Here is a 17269-nt window from a genome sequence, read left to right as displayed (position 1 = left end):
TCAGGCCCCGATCAGCTCCACCGCCGCACAGGCGATCGCGAACTCCTCGTTGGTGGGCACGACCAGCACCTGAACGTCGGACTCGTCCACCGAGATACGGCGTGCGTCCCGGGAACTCGCGCGGTTGCGGTCGTCGTCGACGACGATGCCGAGGCGTCCCAGCCCGGCCAGGCTGTCGCGGCGGACGTCGACGTTGTTCTCGCCGACTCCCCCGGTGAACGTGATGACGTCGACGCCGCCGAGTTCCACCAGGTAGGCGCCGATGTACTTGCGGAGTCGGTGCACGTACACGTCGTAGGCCAGCGCCGCAGCCTCGTCGCCCTCGCCGACCAGCGTCAGGAGCGCCCGGAAGTCGTTGACCCCCGACAAGCCCTTGAGGCCGGAATGCCGGTTCAGGAGGTCGTCGATCTGATCGACACCCATCCCGCTGCGGTGCAGGTGCAGGATGACGCCGGGATCGACGTCCCCGGACCGCGTGCCCATGACGAGTCCCTCGAGCGGGGTCAGCCCCATGCTGGTGTCGACGGCCAGTCCCCCGCGGATCGCGGACGCCGAGGCACCGTTCCCCAGGTGCAGGACGATCTGGTTCAGCTCGGACAGGTCCCTGCCGAGGAACTCGGCCGTGCGCGCCGACACGTACTGGTGCGACGTGCCGTGGAAGCCGTACCGCCGGATGGAGTGCTCCTTCGCGACCTGCCGGTCGATCGCATACGTCGACGCCTCCGCGGGCAGGGTATGAAAGAACGCGGTGTCGAACACCGCGACGTGCGGGATGTCCGGCAGCTCCTCCCGCGCCACCTCGATCCCGATCACGTTCGCCGGATTGTGCAGCGGCGCAAGGGTCGAAAGGTCCGAGATGGACTGCACCACTGCGTCGTCGATGATCGTGGGTTCGAAGAATACGTCGCCGCCGTGGACGATGCGATGGCCGACCGCGACGATCCCCGCCTCCCTCAGAGGTCGACCCACCTCGGCGACGATGTCCGACAACATCTTCAGTCCGGCGCGGTGGTCGGCGATGTGAACGTGGCGCTCCGCCAATCCGGTGCGGTGGTGATAGACGATGCGCCCCTCGGGTTCCCCGATCCTCTCGATGAGACCGGACGCCGAGGACTTACCGGTGTCCGGGTGGATCAGCTGGAACTTGATCGACGACGAACCGGAATTGACTACCAGTACGGACCCCTCGGTCACTGCTCTGCTCCCTGCGCCTGGATCGCGGTGATGGCCACGGTGTTCACGATGTCCTCGACCAGCGCCCCTCGCGAGAGGTCGTTGACCGGTTTGTTGAGGCCCTGCAACACCGGACCGACGGCGATGGCGCCGGCGCTGCGCTGCACGGCCTTGTACGTGTTGTTCCCGGTGTTGAGGTCGGGGAAGATGAATACCGTCGCCTTCCCGGCCACCGCCGAATCGGGCATCTTCTTGTCGGCCACGCTCTGCTCGATGGCAGCGTCGTACTGAATGGGGCCTTCCACCAACAGGTCCGGGCGACGCTCGCGGACGAGTTTCGTCGCAGAGCGCACCTTGTCGACGTCCGCACCGCTGCCGGAGTCGCCGGTCGAGTACGACAGCATCGCGATACGCGGATCGATACCGAATTGGGACGCCGTTTGCGCCGACGAGATCGCGATGTCGGCCAGCTGTTCGGCCGTGGGGTCGGGCACCACCGCGCAGTCCCCGTACGCGAGCACCCGATCGGACAGGCACATCAGGAACACACTCGACACCGTGGACACTCCCGGTTGTGTCTTGATGATCTCGAACGACGGCCGGATGGTGTGCGCCGTGGTGTGCGCGGCACCGGAGACCATGCCGTCCGCGATTCCCCAGTGCACCATCATGGTTCCGAAGTACGAGATGTCGGTCATCACCTCGCGGGCACGGTCCACGGTCATGCCCTTGTGGGCGCGGAGCCGCGCGTACTCCTCGGCGAACGGACCGGCGTGTTCGGACGTCCGGGGGTCGAGCACCTGCGCGTCACCGAGGTCCACGCCGAGTTCCGCCGCGCGGCGACGCACCTGCACCTCGTCGCCGAGAATCGTCAGCTCCGCCACCTGCCGTTGCAGCAGTCTCCCCGCCGCGCGGAGGATGCGGTCGTCGTCGCCTTCCGGGAGCACGATGTGCTTGTGGTCGCGGCGGGCGCGGTCGATCAGCTGGTATTCGAACATCTGCGGAGTCACCACCGACGGGATCGGCAGCTTCAACCGCTCCAGCAGTGTGGGTGCGTCCACCCGGAGTTCCATGACACTCAGGGCGGTGTCGATCTTGCGCTGCGAACCGACCGCCACCCGGCCACGGGTCTGCGCTGCCGCGCTGGCCGTGTCGAACGTGCCCAGTCCGGTGGTGAGGATCGGCAACCGCGGCTTGAGGCCGGCCATCAACTTCGCGATTGCCGGGTGCGGCATCAGCCCGCCGTTCATGATGATGCCCGCCAGCGACGGGAAACCTTCGGCCTCATGCGCATTCACCATCGCCAGCAGCACGTCGGAACGGTCGGCCGGGGCGATCACCACCGTGCCCTCCGTCAGGCGTTCGAGGATGTGCTCGGCCGTCATTCCACCCACCATCACCCGCAGCGCCTCCCGGTGGAGGAGCTCCGGGTCGCCGCTGAACAGGCTCCCGTCGATCGACTCGAGGAGTTCGGCCATGGTCGGTGCGACCAGCAAGGGGATCTCGGGCAGGCTCCACGCGGGCACACCGGTGACTGCCAACGCGTCGGTGACCGCATCGAGCTGGTCGGGGTCGCACCGATTGGCGACCACGGCCAGCAGGTGCGCGTGGTGAGCGGTCAGTTCACCGATGGCGAGCTGGGCGAGTTGGGCGATCTCCTCGGGGGTACGCCGCGCTCCCCTCACGGCGAGCAACACCGGGGCGCCGAGGTTCACGGCGATCCTGGCGTTGTAGCCGAGCTCGCTGGGGCTGGCCACGTCGGTGTAGTCGCTGCCGATCACCACGACGGCATCGCACTGCGCCGCCACCTGGTGATACCGGGAGACGATCTCGCTGAGCGCGCCGTCGGGATCGGCGTGGACCTGCTCGTACGTGACCCCCAGGGACTCCTCGTACCCGATGTCGGCCGTGGTGTGCTCGAGGAGCAACTCGAGGATGTAGTCGGTTTCCTGCGTCGATCGGGCGATGGGACGGAAGACGCCCACCCTCGCCGCGGACGCACACAGCATCTGCAGGACACCCAGCGCGATGGTGGACTTGCCGGTATCCCCCTCCGGTGAGGCGATGTAGACGCTCGACGGCTGGGGACGTGCGGGCGGATTCACGGGTGAGGGTGTCGCTGGCGCAGCCATGGCCATAGCGTATCCGGCCACCGGTTCTGGGTGATTGACACCGCACCCGCCCGGCGGTCAGATGACGTATGGCCGAATCACCCTTCCCCGACGTCCGATGGGGCAGCGAGAACAGCTTCCTCCGCGAACCCGCAGCCAAATTTGCCGCCACCCGACCCGGATCGTGGGTGATCCGGAAACTCGCCGGAGTCGACCGCCGGCTCCTCCAGAAGACCAGGGGACGCTTCACGATCCTCGGTCCGATCGCCGCTCCGGTAGTGCTGCTGACCACGACGGGTCGCAAGTCTGGCGCGCCACGGACGAGCCCGCTCCTCTACTACCGCGAGGGTAAGCAGATCTTCGTCGTGGGCAGCAACTTCGGGCAGGATCACCACCCGGCGTGGTCGGGGAACCTTCTCGCCCAGCCGAACGCGAAGGTCACGATCGGCGGGAAGGACATCCCCGTCACCGCGACTCTCCTCGCCGAACCGGAGCGAACACGGATCTATCGCGAATTCGACGAGATGGTGCGCGTCTACGGCGTCTACGAGCACCGAACGAACCGCACGATGCGGGTGTTCGCTCTCACCGCCTCGTGAGCCGAGCGCCGTGCCGCGGACGGGAACGGCGGTGCCGCCGACCGGTAGTGGTGCCCGGTCGGGGTGCCGACGTCGATGAGGTGGGTGCGGCAGGGGTTGTCGACTGCGCGGGCGGACCATCCTGTCAGTGATCGGCGGGGCGGGACCGAGACGGGAGAATCAGGTCAGGTCGCTGAAGCGTTCGGTGTCGCGGACCTGGCCGGAGACGATGATGGTGTCGCCGGGTTCGATGACGGTGTCGGCGGTGGCGTAGGTGAAGCCCTCGCCGGGGCGTTTGATCGCGACCACGGTGACTCCGTAGGTGCTGCGGACGGTGGTGTCGCCGAGGCGTTTTCCCACGACGGTCGCGGGTGGGGTGGTCTTGACCATGGCGAAGCCGTCGTCGAATTCGATGTAGTCCATCATCCGCCCGCGCACCAGGTGCGCTACTCGTTTGCCCATGTCGTGCTCGGGGCGCACGACATGCTGGACGCCGATCTGCCGGAGGATCTTGGCGTGGGCGTTGCTGATCGCCTTGGCCCATACGTGCGGCACCGCCAGGTTGATCAGGGCGGAGGCGGTGAGCAGGCTGGCCTCGAGGTCGGATCCGATTCCGACCACGGCCCGGTCGTAGTCGTGCACCGAGAGTTGGCGCAGCGATTCCTCGTCGGTGGTGTCGGCGACGGCGGCGTGGGTGAGGCGGTGTGAGATCTTTTGCACTACGACCTCGTTGGCGTCGATGCCGAGCACCTCGGTGCCCTGTTCCATCAGCTCGAGGGCGAGGGACTTGCCGAACCGGCCCAGTCCCAAAACGACGACGACGTCGGAGGACGGTTTCCTAGCCAATGAAGGGCCTTTCTTCGGGGAGTTCGTAGCGGCGGTCCCGGTGGCGGGCGGCGAGTGCGCTGACCAGGGTGATGGAGCCGATGCGGCCGAGATACATCAGCATCACCAGGATCAACTGGCCCCAGGCGGGGAGTTGCGCGGTGATGCCGGTGGACAGCCCCACGGTCGCGAATGCGGAGGTTACCTCGAAGAGCAGGACGTTGAGATCGAAGGCGGTGCCGGCGAGCAGCACGATGGTGGGGACCATGACCAGGGCCACACCGATGAGGGCCACCGCCAGCGCCTGCCGTTGCACACGGGGGCCGATCCGCCGGTCGAAGATCACCACCGACCGCTCGCCGCGGACCTCGGCGACGATCGCGAACAGCAGCAGCGCGAAGGTGGTGACCTTGATGCCGCCGGCGGTGCCGCCGCTGCCGCCGCCGATGAACATCAGCACATCGGTCACCAGCAGGGTGGCGGGGTCCATCTGGGCGTAGTCGACGCTGTTGAATCCGGCGGTGCGGGGCATGATGCCCTGGAACGCGGCAACCAGCAGCTTCGACCCGAGGTCGTGTCCGCGCAGGGTGTAGCCCCACTCGAGCGCCAGCACCAGCGCCGGGCCGATTATCAACAGGATGGCGGTGACCGTGACGGTCAGCTTCGTGTGCAGGCTCCACCGGCGGGACTTGCCGCGCACGCGCCGGCCCACCTCGAAGAGCACCGGGAATCCGATGCCGCCGAGGATGACCGCGGCCAGCAGCGGGAGGCAGATGAACGGGTCGTCGGCGAAGCCGATGATGTTGTCGCTGTAGAGCGCGAACCCGGCGTTGTTGAACGCCGAGATCGCATGGAATACCCCGAGCCACAGGGCGCGGCCGGGTGGTTCGTCGTAGCCGAGCGCGAAGCGGGCCGCCAGGCACATGGCGGTGACGGTTTCGATGAGGATGCTGATCCGGACCACGCCGATGACGACGCTGCGTACGTCACCGAGACCGGATGCGCGGACCTCGGCGGCGGCGTTGAGGCGGGCGCGCAGCCCGATCCGGTTGGCGAGCATCAGCCCGACCACCGACGCCATCGTCATGATCCCGAAGCCGCCGGCCTGGATCAGGCCGAGGATGATGCCCTGGCCGAACCCCGACCAGTGGGTGGGGGTGTCGACGACGACCAGCCCGGTCAGACACATCGCCGACGTCGCCGTGAACAGGGCGTCGACGACGCCGGTCTCGGTTCCCGGTTGGCTCGCGGCGGGCACCAGCAGCAGTCCGGTGCCGATCGCCACCGCGGCCGCGAAACCCAGGGCCACCACCCGGACAGGGGACAGGGTCACCCGATCCGCCGCCCGTCGCAGCGCGGTCGACGGCGACGCGCCGGTGCGTGAAGTCACGAACAGGAGGGTAACCCCGGCGGTCGCCGACGCCGAACACGGCTGGTCAGTGGTGGCTGAGGATCTGTGGGTCGAGCGGGAGCCACACCGGGCGGGTGCCGTCCACGATAGGGTGAGATCGGTGAGCCGGGAAGTCTGGTCGGCGGTCGTGCAATCTCGACCGGAAGGCATCTCGTGAGCAATACCCGTTCCCCACGCGCCCCGCTGTTTTCCCGAGGATCGTGGGCGGAGGCGTCGCGGATCGCCGTGATCCTGCGGAGGGAAACCGTCGGGGGCGGCCTGTTGCTCGCGGCGACGGTCGTCGCGATGATCTGGGCGAATTCGCCCTGGTCGGGCGGCTACGACGCGGTGCGGGACTTCACGGTCGGCCCCGCAGCGCTGCACCTGCACCTGCCGTTGGAAACATGGGCGTCAGACGGGCTGCTGGCGATCTTCTTCTTCGTCGTCGGGCTGGAACTCAAACGCGAGTTCGTCGCCGGTGACCTGCGCGACCCGGCCCGGGCGGTGCTGCCGATCGCCGCGGCAGCCGGGGGGATGGCGCTGCCGGCGATCCTGTTCGTGCTGGTGAACCTGCGCACCGGGGACGGCGCCCTGCGCGGGTGGGCGATCCCGACGGCCACCGACATCGCGTTCGCGCTGGCGGTGCTGGCGGTGATCAGCACCCACCTGCCCTCCACGCTGCGGATCTTCCTGCTGACGTTGGCGGTGGTGGACGATCTGCTGGCGATCACCATCATCGCCGTGTTCTACACCGGCCACCTCTCCGCGCTGCCGTTGGCCGCGGCGGCGGTGCCGTTGGCCGTGTTCGCGTTCGCCGTGCACCGGCGGAACCGGTCGTGGTGGCTGTTGATCCCCCTGGCCTTGTTGACCTGGGGACTCGTGCATGCCTCCGGGGTACACGCCACCGCCGCGGGGGTGTTGCTCGGATTCACGGTTCCGGTGATCCGCAGTGAGGCCGCCGGTGGGCCGGAGGCCGGTCCCGGTTTGGCCGAGCATTTCGAGCGCCGGATCCGGCCGCTCTCGGCGGGGTTCGCGGTGCCGGTGTTCGCGTTCTTCGCCGCCGGGGTCACTGTCGGTGGGATGACCGGGCTGACGAGCGCGTTCGAGGATCCGGTCACCCTCGGCATCGTCGCCGGCCTGGTCGTCGGGAAAACCACGGGAATCTTCGGCACCACGTTCGTGCTGGCGAAGTTCACCCGCGCCACCCTGGATTCGGGGCTGCGGTGGATCGACATCTTCGGTCTGGCGATGCTCGCCGGGATCGGGTTCACCGTGTCGCTGCTGATCGGGGAACTCGCCTACGGCGGGGCGAGCGTCCGCGACGATCATGTCAAGATCGGGGTGCTGTGCGGGTCGCTGATCGCGGCGCTGCTCGCGACGATGGTGCTGCGGATCCGCAACCGCGTGTACCGGCAGATCGCCGAGGAGGAAGCGATCGACCTGGATCAGGACGGAATCCCCGACGTGTATATCGAGTCCCGCGGAGGTGATTCCCCATGACCGGCAACCGGGGACCGATCAAGACATCGGATTCGATCAGACGTCCGTGGTGACCCCGCCACGCGATTTCCTCGTGGCTCCTGCTCGGTTTCAGCGCCCTACTGGTGGTCGGGCCGAGCCTGGTCGCGGTGTACACCGACGCAGAGCGATCGATGACCTTCTCGGCGAGCTCGGCACATGAGCGGTGCACCGACTGGTCCTGGTGGACGAGTATTCGAGCGTCACCGCAACGTGTCCGCGGCGCCGACCGTCATCGAGCGATGTCGCGGCGGTTGAACAGCTGGGCACCGGCGGCGGTAACGAGGACGGTGAGGAGGACAAGAATCACGGCGTCGAAGACTTGCACACCGTTTTCCATCGGCTCCCCGCCGATGTAGTAGTGCATCGGTGTGAGGTAGCGCAGCCACTCGACACCGATCTGTGGGGCGAACCCGTTGACGGCGTAGCCGAGGACGCCGAGGCCGGCGGTGGCGCCGAACACCGTTGCACGGGAACGCCCGGTGGCGGCACCGATGGCCACGGCCACCGCCCCGAAGAAGATGGCGAGCAGTGTCAGGTGCACGGCCTGTGCGGCGAAGTTCGCGACGCTGATGCTGTCGAGCTGAGCGCTGCCGCGTACGGCGAGTTGCCCGGCCAGGACGACGACCGCGATCAGTGCGGCGCCCACGATCAGGGCGGCGAGGCGCTCGAGCAGGAGCCGGGTGCGACTGATCGGGTGCGCCAGCAGGAGGTCCAGGTAGCCGGACTCTTCGTCGGCGGAGATCATTCGGGCACCGGTGGCTTCGCCGACGCACAAAGCGTGACCGCACCCTCATCGACCGGTGGTACGCCACCCTCGACCGGTAGCCGCCGCGGAGAGCACGCCTATCCCCACCGGGGGCGTGCCGGCAGCGGACGTCTCGGGGCCGATCCGAGCTCGAGCTCTGCTCCGGCAGACCGTAACCGATCCCCGCTACCACCGCCTGCGCCGGGTGGGCGCGCTTTAGCGCATTGTTTACGCGCACCAGGGACTTTTCGCGATAAGGTGATCGTGGTGCGCCGGGAAGTCTGGTCGGCAAGTTTTTTCGCATACAAGACCGGACCGAGGCCTCATCATGCGCACCGCATCCCTTTTTCGTCGTGTCAGTCATCGCCACGTGATCGGTTCGAATCACGTTGTCTCGCGGCGCGTGCGATGAAGCACGTGCCCATCGCCACACACGGCATCTACCACGACTCCGGGGACAGCGTTCCGGTCCGCCGTAGCTGCCGGGACCGCCTCGAGCAATGGTCGGTGCCGCACTCCCTCGCGCGGCTCGACACGCCGTTGGGCGCCACCACCGTGCTGTCCGCCGGGACGAGTGCCGGCCGGCCGCCGGTCGTGCTGCTTCCGGGGGCGGGCCTGAACTCCGCAACCACCCTGGCGACCGTGTGCGCGTTACGGGGCCGGCACCGGATCCTGGTCCCGGACCTGCCCGGGGAGCCGGGTCTGAGTTCGTCTCGGCGGCCGCACCGTCATCGCCACTCGTTGCAAACGTACGGTCACTGGCTCGACGCGTTGCTTCCGCAACTGGTAGCCGAACCGCTGATCCTGGTCGGACATTCTCTCGGCGCCGCGATTGCCCTCGCCTCCACGCCCACCGAGCGGGTCGCGAAGCTGGTTCTGCTCAACCCCGCGGGCATCGTCTCCCTGCGCCGCACACCGGAACTGACGTGGTTGCGCACGAAATGGAGCTTCGACCCCACCCTCGAGCACAGTGAGCAACTGCTGTCGTACCTGGAGTCGCCGCGCTCGGTCCCCGACATGGGGTTGGTGAGCTGGTACACGATGATCGCCGAACACTGCTTTCCCGGGAGGCTGCCGCCCCGTCTGCCGGCCGGTACCGTGCTCCGCTGGTCCGGGCGCGTCCCGGTGGTCGTCGCCACCGGTGAGCACGACCGGCTGATCACTCCGGCACGATTGCGCCCGCGGGTCAGGGAGCTGCTCGGCGTGGATATTCGCATCCTCGACCGGGTCGGGCACCTGGCGTTGCGTGAGGCCCCCGAGACGGTCAGCGAGTTGATCGCCGCCAGTCCGGACATCCGGAGGGAGCCCGTGTGACCAACTTTCGACGTCCCGTCATGGCTGCGATCTCAGTGGAGAATCTCGTCAAGACGTTCGGGCCGACCCGCGCACTGGACGGCCTCGACCTCGAGGTGGGGCCGGGGGAGGTGCACGGATTCCTCGGCCCCAACGGGTCCGGCAAGTCGACGACCATCCGGGTGCTGCTCGGCCTGCTGCGCGCGGATTCGGGCAATGCCCGCCTTCTGGGCGGTGACCCGTGGCGCGACTCGGTGTCGCTGCACCGGCGGCTCGCCTACGTTCCCGGTGAGGTGAACCTGTGGCCCAATCTCACGGGGGTGCGGACACGACGACCGCCATCGAGCTCCTCGATGCTGGTAGAGGCTGGTAGAGGCTGGTAGAGGCTGGTAGAGGCTGGTAAAGGCTGGTAGAGGCTGGCGCGGTGTGAGAGGCCGGTGCTGGTCGCGACGCGGCGGCGGGCGTGTCGTCTGCGGTCAGTTTCGGTCATGCCGCCCCAGATTCCGTATGGTTCCCCGCGGCGAGGGCGTGGTCGCGGCACCGGCGGAACACGGGGCAGTCCTGGCAGCTCCGTCGGGCCCGCGCTTCGCGTCGGGCCCGGGCGTGACCGCGTTCCCCGTCCGGGGGGAAGAACACCGACGATTCGATACCGCGACACGCGGCGTCCTCCCGCCAGTCTCCGGCACCGGAGGTGATCTTCTCGGTCGGGGGCGATGAGGGCCCTACGGGCAGCACTGCGGATTCCTTTCGCTCCCGAACTGCGGTCTTACCCACGGGCGGTAGGGCAGCCGAACCCTGAATGCGCGACATATCGCAAATCACATGCCAGGCCGTGGTCATTGCAGCCGCGGCCGGGACGGGTGCGGGTGCCGGTCACCGGCGGGGACCGGCACCGGACGGGCCTTCGGAACGCCCAGGGCGGGCAGGTGGGCGGGTATTGATGTGGCGGAGTATCAGGGCTACCCCGAGGAACGATCCCAAGAGCACGAGAGTCAGGACGAACGGGTCCACGGCAGGGTCTTCCTTCCAATGTCATCGACGCGGATCAGACAAGAGTCGGCCGTCGACCGGCCCCGGGGAAGTATCCGGACTGATTCTTGACGGTATCCATACACCACCTCGGGCGTTCTGTGTCGACAATCGGCGGATGGAGGAGTACCGCACCTTTCGAATACCGCACCCCACCAGTCAACTAGGCGGCGAGCCTGCCCGGGACCGTCCCGCCGCGGCACGGTCCCGGCGCACCTGTTCGCCTATCAGCTCGAACGCGGGGTCATTCCACGGCTGGGGTGGTTCGGCGCCGACGACGCGGTGGTGTGCCACCAGTGCGACTGCACCAACCCCACCCGCATGCGCCTGGGCACCAACGCCGTCAACCGCACCGAGTACCACCTGCCCCGCCGCCCCCTCGCCGACGTCCGCGACCCGGCCGGGCGCATCCGCGCGATCGCCGCCACCATCCACACCGGACTCGTCCGAGGCGACGATCCCGACAGCATCGAAGATGCGGATCCGCTGTGCCGAAGCGGCCGGGCTTCCCCTCACACTGAGGTCACCGCCGGTCCGGCCCCTGCACGCGTAACCGACGGAGAGTGCCGTCGGCACAGGGCCTACCCTGACACGCAGCACTCCCACCCACGGCATGCGTCGATCGCGGCTCCTCGACATTCACCCGGCACTTTTTCGAGTCCGCGCTACGCGACGACTACCTCAGTGCCATGTTGCCGGGTGAACGCCTGCAACTCTATTCGGCCGGGATCTGATGGATACGGCCGTGGGCGACGGAGACCACTTGCGCCGAGTCCAACAGGTCCCTACCGTCGCGACCGACCAACGCCACCACGTCCCCAGCCCTAATATCCTGCGACAGAACAACTCCGGAGCAGAAATGGTCTCCCATCACACCGCGACTGTCGACGATTGGGAAGATCTCGGTGGGGCCGAGCGGGTGGCGGTTCGCGATGGCCGCGGCGACCGGTTCCCCAGCGGTAACGGCGATCGCTGACCCAGCACTGCCCTCCACGATGACGGGCCTCCCGGAGTCGATGCGATCGACTCCGCGAACCCGGGTCACCGTCACCGCCGCTCGTCCCGTGATCGAGTCACCGAAATCCACAGCAATACGTGGGCAGGGAAGGCGGTTTCGAATGCACGCCTCGTCGACGGCGTTCTCCAGAGCATCCCCGAGTCCGGATGCTCCGTCGCTGTCGGTGCCGCCCGTGGCGATCCCGACATGCAATTCAGTCATCAGCACCTGGTGCTCGCGGTACGTATCGCACATCACCGCGACCGCGGTCAGCATCCGATCAGAGATGTCGTCCGGGTTCGGTGCGGCATCGCAGCGCAGCCCGGCAACCGCCAGTGCGACGCCGCCGGTGAGCAAAGAACTGGTGCCGCAGAGGACTTCGGTGCGGCGGAACCCGCGCGAGATCGTCGCACCCGCGCCGCGCAGGCCCACTTCGTCGAGCACGTAGGTCGGCGTACCGAACCGATCGGCCACCTCGTCCAGGTCGACGCCGCCGACCGTGATGCGCCCGTGACGATAGTGGGTGGTCACCGGCCACACCGTCGGATCCAACCGGGACGTGGTGGTTCCACGAAGGGAGGGAAGGATGTCGAGAAGTGTCACTGCAGACTCGGCGCCAGCCCAGCCGGCGCAAGCATGCTGTTCGGGCACCATCCGAAGCTGCGTCCACCGTTCAACCTGATCATCTCCAACGTCCCCTGGCCACGCCGCCCGCTGTACTGGAACGGTGCCAGGCTCGACGCGGTGTACCCGCTCTCGATCCCCGTCGACGGGCAGGGACTCAACATCACCTGCACCAGCAACGACGACATCATCTCGTTCGGGATCACCGGATGCCGCCGCACCGTGCCGCACCTGCACACGCTGACCTCCCACCTCGGCCGCGAACTCGACGCACTCGAACACGCCGTGGGCCTCTGACCCCACACGGACCTGCCCTGCCCCGCTTCCCCGACCAACCTTTCCGGTCCTGTCGGCGTGGGACCTCACGTCCATTGAGCTGATGACGTGACGAAACCCCTTCCGGTGAAACCTGATTAATACGATACGAAGGCAAGGAACCATACACATGAACTCATCGAGGACACAGGCCACCCCGGCACACGGACCCGCGGCCCGCACGGGACGATGAGTACCGAGGAGATCAAGGCCCATCTCGAGGCGATGTTCGCGCCCGACCACACCGAACCCGGCGCAGCGATCGGATGCGACGAACCCGGCCCCGGCCAGCGGACTCGGTGACATGCAGCGAGAGACCACCACACCTTTCTGGCCCAGTATCGGGAACCGCGGGCACCGTGCGGAGGGGCCGGCCGCGCGGCGTCTCGCGGACTCCACGGGAGGGCACATCTGGCGGCGCTGCCTGTGCGACGGAGTTCGACGGCGTCACCGCCGACTGACGGCTCCACAGAGCAGACCCAGAGATGGACGGCGCGCGTTCATCGCGGGGAACGCAGTCCAGGGAATGCCGATGAACACGCCCCTCGCCCACACCGTGCATTCCGCATGCATGGTGCTTGTCGACGCCGATCTGGAGCGATCCGTCATCGCCCGCCTGCGCGAAAATGGCGCGCTGCCTCGGGATGTGGCAATCGTCGATATTCGATCGCATCGCCGCAGTGGGCTCGCCACAGTGCATGCCCTGAGAGCCACGCGATTCGCAGCCGCGCTCATCGGGGTCGGCGCCTTTCACTCCATCGATGATCGAATCGCGTTGCTCGATGCCGGCGCAGATCAGGTCCTACACGGCCCGTGAGCACAGCAGAACTTATCGCCTGGATTCGATCATAACTTCGCCAGACGAGGACCAGACGGCCGGGCGCGCGGGAGGTGAGCACTGCTGATCTTCTCTTGCGAGGGGACCAACCTCCCCCAAGGTCGTTCGACACTAGCACCAGTTCGTGAACACCGGCAATAGCCGATGCCCCTGAAAAGCACATGCAGCGCAGGGCAGTACGGCGCTATACAGGAGATCGCGCACGCCTGCCTGCGCCGAGGAATGGAGAAGTAGTTGCCCACGAATGCCGCACCGGATCCGATGACCCTGCATCCCGTTTCGGGTCAGCCTCGGGTGGTCCTGCTGAAACCTCTGATCGAGAATCCACTGATCGAGGTCGGGGAGTACAGCTACTACGATGATCCCGAGTTCGCGGACGAGTTCGAAACGCGCAATGTCCTGCACCATTACGGGCCGGACCGGCTGATCATCGGCAAGTTCTGCGCGTTCGCGACCGGGACGACGTTCATCATGAACGGCGCAAATCATCGGATGAGCGGAGTCTCGACGTTCCCGTTTCCGATCATGGGCGGGTCGTGGGCCCAGCACGCCGATCTGCTCGCGGATCTACCGTCGCGGGGCGACACCGTCGTCGGCAACGACGTGTGGATCGGAGGCAACGCGACGATCATGCCTGGCGTCCGCATCGGGCACGGCGCGATTGTGTCGACCGGTTCGGTGGTGACGCGGGACGTGCCGGACTATGCGGTCGTGGGCGGGAATCCGGCCGTCCACATCAAGGACCGCTATTCGGAATCCGAGATCGCCGCACTGGTGCGGATCGCGTGGTGGGACTGGCCGATTTCCGTCGTCACCGAACATGTGCGAACCATCGCTGCAGGCACAGTCGAGCAACTTCAGGATGTCGCCGACAGGCTCGGCTGAATCAGCCACGCGCCGCCTGCGGTGCTTCGGCGTCGAGGTCGAGTTCGCCGTCGTCGGCGAACACGAGGCGTCCGTCGTCGAGAGCGACGGCCCAGCGGTGCACGGGCGCCCAATCACGTCCGAGGAGTCCCTCCGACTGGGACAGGTCCGCGAAATCCTCGATCACGACACCGGGCGCGGGAGCGTCGGAGTCGCGGCGGACCCGAACGCGAGCGCCGACGACGACGTCGGGGCTGTGGGGCTGGGCGGCACTCTTCTGATCAGACATGGGTTCATTCCGCTTTCTGCAGGGTGATGCCAGGGCAAGGGATCATCCGGGCCCGCTGCCGAGAACTCACTACAGACGATTGGCAAATTTTGAGCAAGCCTTGGGTCGCAGTTGTGGGGATCATCACCGAGGCCTTGACGCCCGAAGAACTGCCCGGCCGTTGTCCACAATTTGTACACCAGAGGCATTGACGTCAAGAGGTTACTTCGACATGATTAGGTGTAACTGCTGGTCACACTGACATGGAGGATTTCATGGCACGCTCGACGCTCGCTCTCCGCAATCCAAAGATCACGGATCGCCAGGACACCGGCGCCCGGCTTCTCCAGTCCTCCGCACGCATGTCGTACGACCCGACCGTCGAGGTGGACTGGGACGCACCGGTCCCCGACGATTTGTACGGCCTCACCCCAGAGTGGTCCTCGCTGTACGGCACGCCGATGTGGGACGAGATGACGTTCGAACAGCAGATCACGCTGACGAAGCACGAGGTGTCCTCGATCATGGGCACCGGAATCTGGTTCGAGATGATCCTTCAGCAGATGGTCATCCGGGACATGTACGCCAAGGACGCATCGCAGGCCCACTTCCAGTTCGCGCTGACCGAAGTGGCCGACGAGTGCAGGCACTCGGTGATGTTCGCTCGCACCGCCGAGAAGTTCGGATGCCCCTCCTACGTTCCGCGCAAGTCGGTGGTCACCCTGGGCCGCGGGTTCAAGGCGCTCGCCTCGGGAGAGGTCGCGTACGCCGGCATTCTCGTCGCCGAAGAGATCCTCGACGTCATGCAGCGCGACTGGATGAAGGACACACGCGTCCAGCCGATCGTCCGCGTCACCAGCAAGATTCACGTGGTCGAAGAAGCCCGGCACATGCGCTTCGCCCGGGAGGAGACCCTGCGACGGGCCCAGGGCATGAGCAAGGCGCACCGTGCTGCGAGCCGCGCCTGCATCGCTATCGCGTCCAATCTGATCGTCTCCAGCATGATCAATCCCGCCGTCTACGCGGCAGCCGGACTGGACACCGAACGCGCGCTCCGCGAGGCGAAGAACAACCGATTCCGGGCCGAGAAGATCCGCGAGAGTTCGCAGCCGCTCATGCGGTTCCTGGACGACGCCGATCTGCTGGGCGGTCCTTCCCGGCACCTCTACAAGCGCGTGAACATGCTCTGAGGCGCTCCGCACCCGTGCGCCTTTCTGGTAGCACCCACTACCAAAAAGGCGCACGGGCGGCGAAGCCGCCTACCCACGCAACCGCGGCGCCAGATCCCGCTCGAAGAGTTCCAGGAACCGCTTCTGATCGTGGCCGGGAGCGTGGAACACCAGGTGGTTCAACCCCGCATCGAGATACGGGCGGATCTGCGCCACCGCCTCATCCGGATCCGACGCCACGATCCACCGCTTCGCCACCTGCTCGATCGGCAACGCATCCGCTGCCTTCTCCATCTCGATCGGATCATCGATGCTGTGCTTCTGCTCCGGCGTCAACGACAACGGCGCCCAGAACCGCGTGTTCTCCAGCGCCAACTCGGGATCCGTGTCGTACGAAATCTTGATCTCGATCATCTTGTCGATCTCCGCCACATCACGGTCGGCCTTCTCCGCCCCCTCCGCGACCGCAGGCATCAACTTCTCCGTGTACAGCTCCATGCCCTTCCCGGACGTGCAGATGAACCCGTCACCGCTCCGACCGGCGTACCGGGCCACCACCGGACCACCGGCCGCGATGTACACCGGAATCCCACCCTCGGGCACGTCGTAGATCGACGCCCCCTTCGTGGTGAAGTACTCCCCCTCGAAATCGACCCGATCGCCGAGCCACAGCTCACGCATCAATCGGACCGCCTCCCGCAGCCGCGCGAATCGCTCCTTGAACTCCGGCCACTCCCCCGCGAAACCCGTCGCGATCTCGTTCAGCGCCTCTCCGGTGCCCACCCCGAGCATGATCCGCCCCGGGTACAGACACCCCATCGTCGCGAACGCCTGCGCCACCACCGCCGGGTTGTACCGGAACGTCGGCGTCATCACCGACGTCCCCAACTGCAACCGCTCCGTCCGCTCCCCGACCGCCGTCATCCACGCCAACGAGAACGGCGCATGACCACCCTCGTGCCGCCACGGCTGGAAATGGTCCGACACCGTCGCCGAATCCATACCGTGTGCCTCCGCCAGAACACCCAGCTCCACCAACTCCCGCGGACCGAACTGCTCCGCGGACGCCTTGTAACCGAGCTTGAGTTCGTGGGCCACCGTGTACTCCTTCGTCTTCACGTCCGGTTCGCGAGATGCAAACCTCTTCTGCAGGTTAGAGCGCAGCCACCAGGCTGGCGAGCGCCGCTCCCAGTGCCACCACCGTCAGTGTCACCGCGAACAGCCACAGCTCGTGGGGCGGCGGCATCGGTGCGCCGTCGCGCAGGGCCTTCTCGACCTGCGACCACCGCCGCATGCCGACGAGGGCCGCGGCTGCGGCGAGACCGATCAGGATCAGGCCGAGGGTCGTCCGCACCCACCCCGTGCTGAATTCGGGGACCAGGTGGATCATCGCGATGCCACCGGCCAGAAGTGCAAGCGAACTCCGCATCCAGGCGAGGAACGTCCGCTCGCTTGCGAGGGTGAAACGTTCGTCGGGCCGGTCGTTGTCGGTCACCGAATCATCTTTACACCGGTTCGCTGGAACCGCA

General features: G+C 67.0%; 16 protein-coding genes and 4 pseudogenes. 8 read left to right on the top strand and 12 right to left on the bottom strand.

The window, feature by feature from the left end:
- Both QM806_RS14535 and pta read right to left on the bottom strand, forming a co-directional pair.
- Complete coding sequence (locus QM806_RS14535) at positions 1 to 1194, bottom strand: acetate kinase (RefSeq protein ID WP_005264841.1); 1194 nt, start codon at positions 1192 to 1194, stop codon at positions 1 to 3.
- Entirely contained in the window at positions 1191 to 3311 is a 2121-nt protein-coding gene (pta, locus tag QM806_RS14530; protein WP_169692704.1) for a phosphate acetyltransferase, read from the bottom strand. The genes QM806_RS14535 and pta overlap by 4 nt, the downstream gene beginning before the upstream one ends.
- A 62-nt stretch (positions 3312 to 3373) precedes the next feature.
- Between pta and QM806_RS14525 the strand changes: the two genes are divergently transcribed.
- Positions 3374 to 3883, top strand: coding sequence for a nitroreductase/quinone reductase family protein (locus QM806_RS14525; RefSeq protein WP_005563854.1), 510 nt, complete (start codon positions 3374 to 3376; stop codon positions 3881 to 3883).
- Here the strand turns inward: QM806_RS14525 and QM806_RS14520 are convergent.
- From QM806_RS14520 to QM806_RS14510, 3 genes and pseudogenes are all read right to left on the bottom strand, one after another.
- A pseudogene (locus tag QM806_RS14520) lies at positions 3829 to 4005 on the bottom strand (HNH endonuclease); the annotation flags it as partial. The gene QM806_RS14525 and the pseudogene QM806_RS14520 sit on opposite strands and share 55 nt — an antisense overlap.
- Before the next feature lie 37 nt (positions 4006 to 4042).
- The gene (locus QM806_RS14515) at positions 4043 to 4708 is read right to left on the bottom strand and encodes a potassium channel family protein (protein ID WP_043788365.1); all 666 of its coding nucleotides are present in this window, start codon (positions 4706 to 4708) and stop codon (positions 4043 to 4045) included.
- Positions 4701 to 6077, bottom strand: coding sequence for a TrkH family potassium uptake protein (locus QM806_RS14510; protein WP_005563856.1), 1377 nt, complete (start codon positions 6075 to 6077; stop codon positions 4701 to 4703). The genes QM806_RS14515 and QM806_RS14510 overlap by 8 nt, the downstream gene beginning before the upstream one ends.
- Positions 6078 to 6251: 174 nt before the next feature.
- Here QM806_RS14510 and nhaA point away from each other — a divergent pair, with 174 nt between their 5' ends.
- Positions 6252 to 7577 carry a Na+/H+ antiporter NhaA gene (nhaA, locus tag QM806_RS14505; protein WP_169692657.1) on the top strand — a complete coding sequence of 442 codons (1326 nt, stop codon included), beginning with the start codon at positions 6252 to 6254 and terminating at the stop codon, positions 7575 to 7577.
- A gap of 250 nt (positions 7578 to 7827) precedes the next feature.
- On the opposite strand, the gene QM806_RS14500 is transcribed toward nhaA, so the two are convergent.
- Positions 7828 to 8373: a DUF2705 family protein gene (locus QM806_RS14500; protein WP_005561200.1), complete on the bottom strand. Its 546-nt coding sequence runs from the start codon at positions 8371 to 8373 to the stop codon at positions 7828 to 7830.
- 378 nt (positions 8374 to 8751) lie between these two features.
- Between QM806_RS14500 and QM806_RS14495 the strand changes: the two genes are divergently transcribed.
- Entirely contained in the window at positions 8752 to 9657 is a 906-nt protein-coding gene (locus tag QM806_RS14495) for an alpha/beta fold hydrolase (RefSeq protein WP_005561198.1), read from the top strand.
- A gap of 20 nt (positions 9658 to 9677) precedes the next feature.
- Positions 9678 to 9956 (top strand): annotated as a pseudogene (locus tag QM806_RS14490) (ATP-binding cassette domain-containing protein); the annotation flags it as partial.
- 134 nt (positions 9957 to 10090) lie between these two features.
- Here the strand turns inward: QM806_RS14490 and QM806_RS14485 are convergent.
- From QM806_RS14485 to QM806_RS14475, 3 genes and pseudogenes are all read right to left on the bottom strand, one after another.
- A pseudogene (locus QM806_RS14485) lies at positions 10091 to 10371 on the bottom strand (WhiB family transcriptional regulator); the annotation flags it as partial.
- 453 nt (positions 10372 to 10824) lie between these two features.
- Positions 10825 to 11241 carry a hypothetical protein gene (locus QM806_RS41390; RefSeq protein WP_064080815.1) on the bottom strand — a complete coding sequence of 139 codons (417 nt, stop codon included), beginning with the start codon at positions 11239 to 11241 and terminating at the stop codon, positions 10825 to 10827.
- A 139-nt stretch (positions 11242 to 11380) separates the two neighbouring features.
- The gene (locus tag QM806_RS14475) at positions 11381 to 12265 is read right to left on the bottom strand and encodes a diaminopimelate decarboxylase (RefSeq protein ID WP_283291852.1); all 885 of its coding nucleotides are present in this window, start codon (positions 12263 to 12265) and stop codon (positions 11381 to 11383) included.
- 6 nt (positions 12266 to 12271) lie between these two features.
- Between QM806_RS14475 and QM806_RS14470 the strand changes: the two are divergent.
- The 3 genes and pseudogenes from QM806_RS14470 to QM806_RS14460 all read left to right on the top strand — a co-directional run.
- Positions 12272 to 12583, top strand: a pseudogene (locus QM806_RS14470) (WS/DGAT domain-containing protein); the annotation flags it as partial.
- A gap of 550 nt (positions 12584 to 13133) precedes the next feature.
- Positions 13134 to 13418, top strand: coding sequence for a response regulator transcription factor (locus tag QM806_RS14465; RefSeq protein WP_064080993.1), 285 nt, complete (start codon positions 13134 to 13136; stop codon positions 13416 to 13418).
- 282 nt (positions 13419 to 13700) lie between these two features.
- Positions 13701 to 14324, top strand: a complete 624-nt coding sequence (locus tag QM806_RS14460) for a CatB-related O-acetyltransferase (RefSeq protein ID WP_063710642.1) — start codon at positions 13701 to 13703, stop codon at positions 14322 to 14324.
- A 1-nt stretch (position 14325) separates the two neighbouring features.
- On the opposite strand, the gene QM806_RS14455 is transcribed toward QM806_RS14460, so the two are convergent.
- Positions 14326 to 14592 carry a hypothetical protein gene (locus QM806_RS14455; RefSeq protein WP_005264836.1) on the bottom strand — a complete coding sequence of 89 codons (267 nt, stop codon included), beginning with the start codon at positions 14590 to 14592 and terminating at the stop codon, positions 14326 to 14328.
- A 254-nt stretch (positions 14593 to 14846) separates the two neighbouring features.
- Between QM806_RS14455 and QM806_RS14450 the strand changes: the two genes are divergently transcribed.
- Positions 14847 to 15761 carry an AurF N-oxygenase family protein gene (locus tag QM806_RS14450; RefSeq protein ID WP_005251692.1) on the top strand — a complete coding sequence of 305 codons (915 nt, stop codon included), beginning with the start codon at positions 14847 to 14849 and terminating at the stop codon, positions 15759 to 15761.
- Between the two features lie 69 nt (positions 15762 to 15830).
- On the opposite strand, the gene fgd is transcribed toward QM806_RS14450, so the two are convergent.
- Both fgd and QM806_RS14440 read right to left on the bottom strand, forming a co-directional pair.
- Entirely contained in the window at positions 15831 to 16838 is a 1008-nt protein-coding gene (gene fgd / locus QM806_RS14445; RefSeq protein WP_054247883.1) for a glucose-6-phosphate dehydrogenase (coenzyme-F420), read from the bottom strand.
- A 55-nt stretch (positions 16839 to 16893) separates the two neighbouring features.
- Positions 16894 to 17235 (bottom strand): YidH family protein, encoded by a 342-nt coding sequence (locus QM806_RS14440; protein ID WP_005264833.1) that lies wholly within the window; start codon positions 17233 to 17235, stop codon positions 16894 to 16896.
- Positions 17236 to 17269: the final 34 nt, after the last annotated feature.

It is taken from the genome of Rhodococcus sp. IEGM 1351, assembly GCF_030056875.1.
In the GTDB taxonomy this organism is placed as follows: Bacteria; Actinomycetota; Actinomycetes; order Mycobacteriales; family Mycobacteriaceae; genus Rhodococcus_F; species Rhodococcus_F opacus.
The sequence above is the reverse complement of the archived record's forward strand: the minus strand, read 5'-3'. Positions and strand labels throughout refer to the sequence as shown.

Bases quoted from the DNA above. Each gene is read 5' to 3' on its own strand.
- pta (WP_169692704.1), bottom strand. From the start codon at position 3,311: ATGGCCATGGCTGCGCCAGCGACACCCTCACCCGTGAATCCGCCCGCA.
- QM806_RS14525 (WP_005563854.1), top strand. From the start codon at position 3,374: ATGGCCGAATCACCCTTCCCCGACGTCCGATGGGGCAGCGAGAACAGC.
- QM806_RS14495 (WP_005561198.1), top strand. From the start codon at position 8,752: ATGAAGCACGTGCCCATCGCCACACACGGCATCTACCACGACTCCGGG.
- QM806_RS14465 (WP_064080993.1), top strand. From the start codon at position 13,134: ATGAACACGCCCCTCGCCCACACCGTGCATTCCGCATGCATGGTGCTT.
- QM806_RS14460 (WP_063710642.1), top strand. From the start codon at position 13,701: ATGACCCTGCATCCCGTTTCGGGTCAGCCTCGGGTGGTCCTGCTGAAA.
- QM806_RS14455 (WP_005264836.1), bottom strand. From the start codon at position 14,592: ATGTCTGATCAGAAGAGTGCCGCCCAGCCCCACAGCCCCGACGTCGTC.
- QM806_RS14450 (WP_005251692.1), top strand. From the start codon at position 14,847: ATGGCACGCTCGACGCTCGCTCTCCGCAATCCAAAGATCACGGATCGC.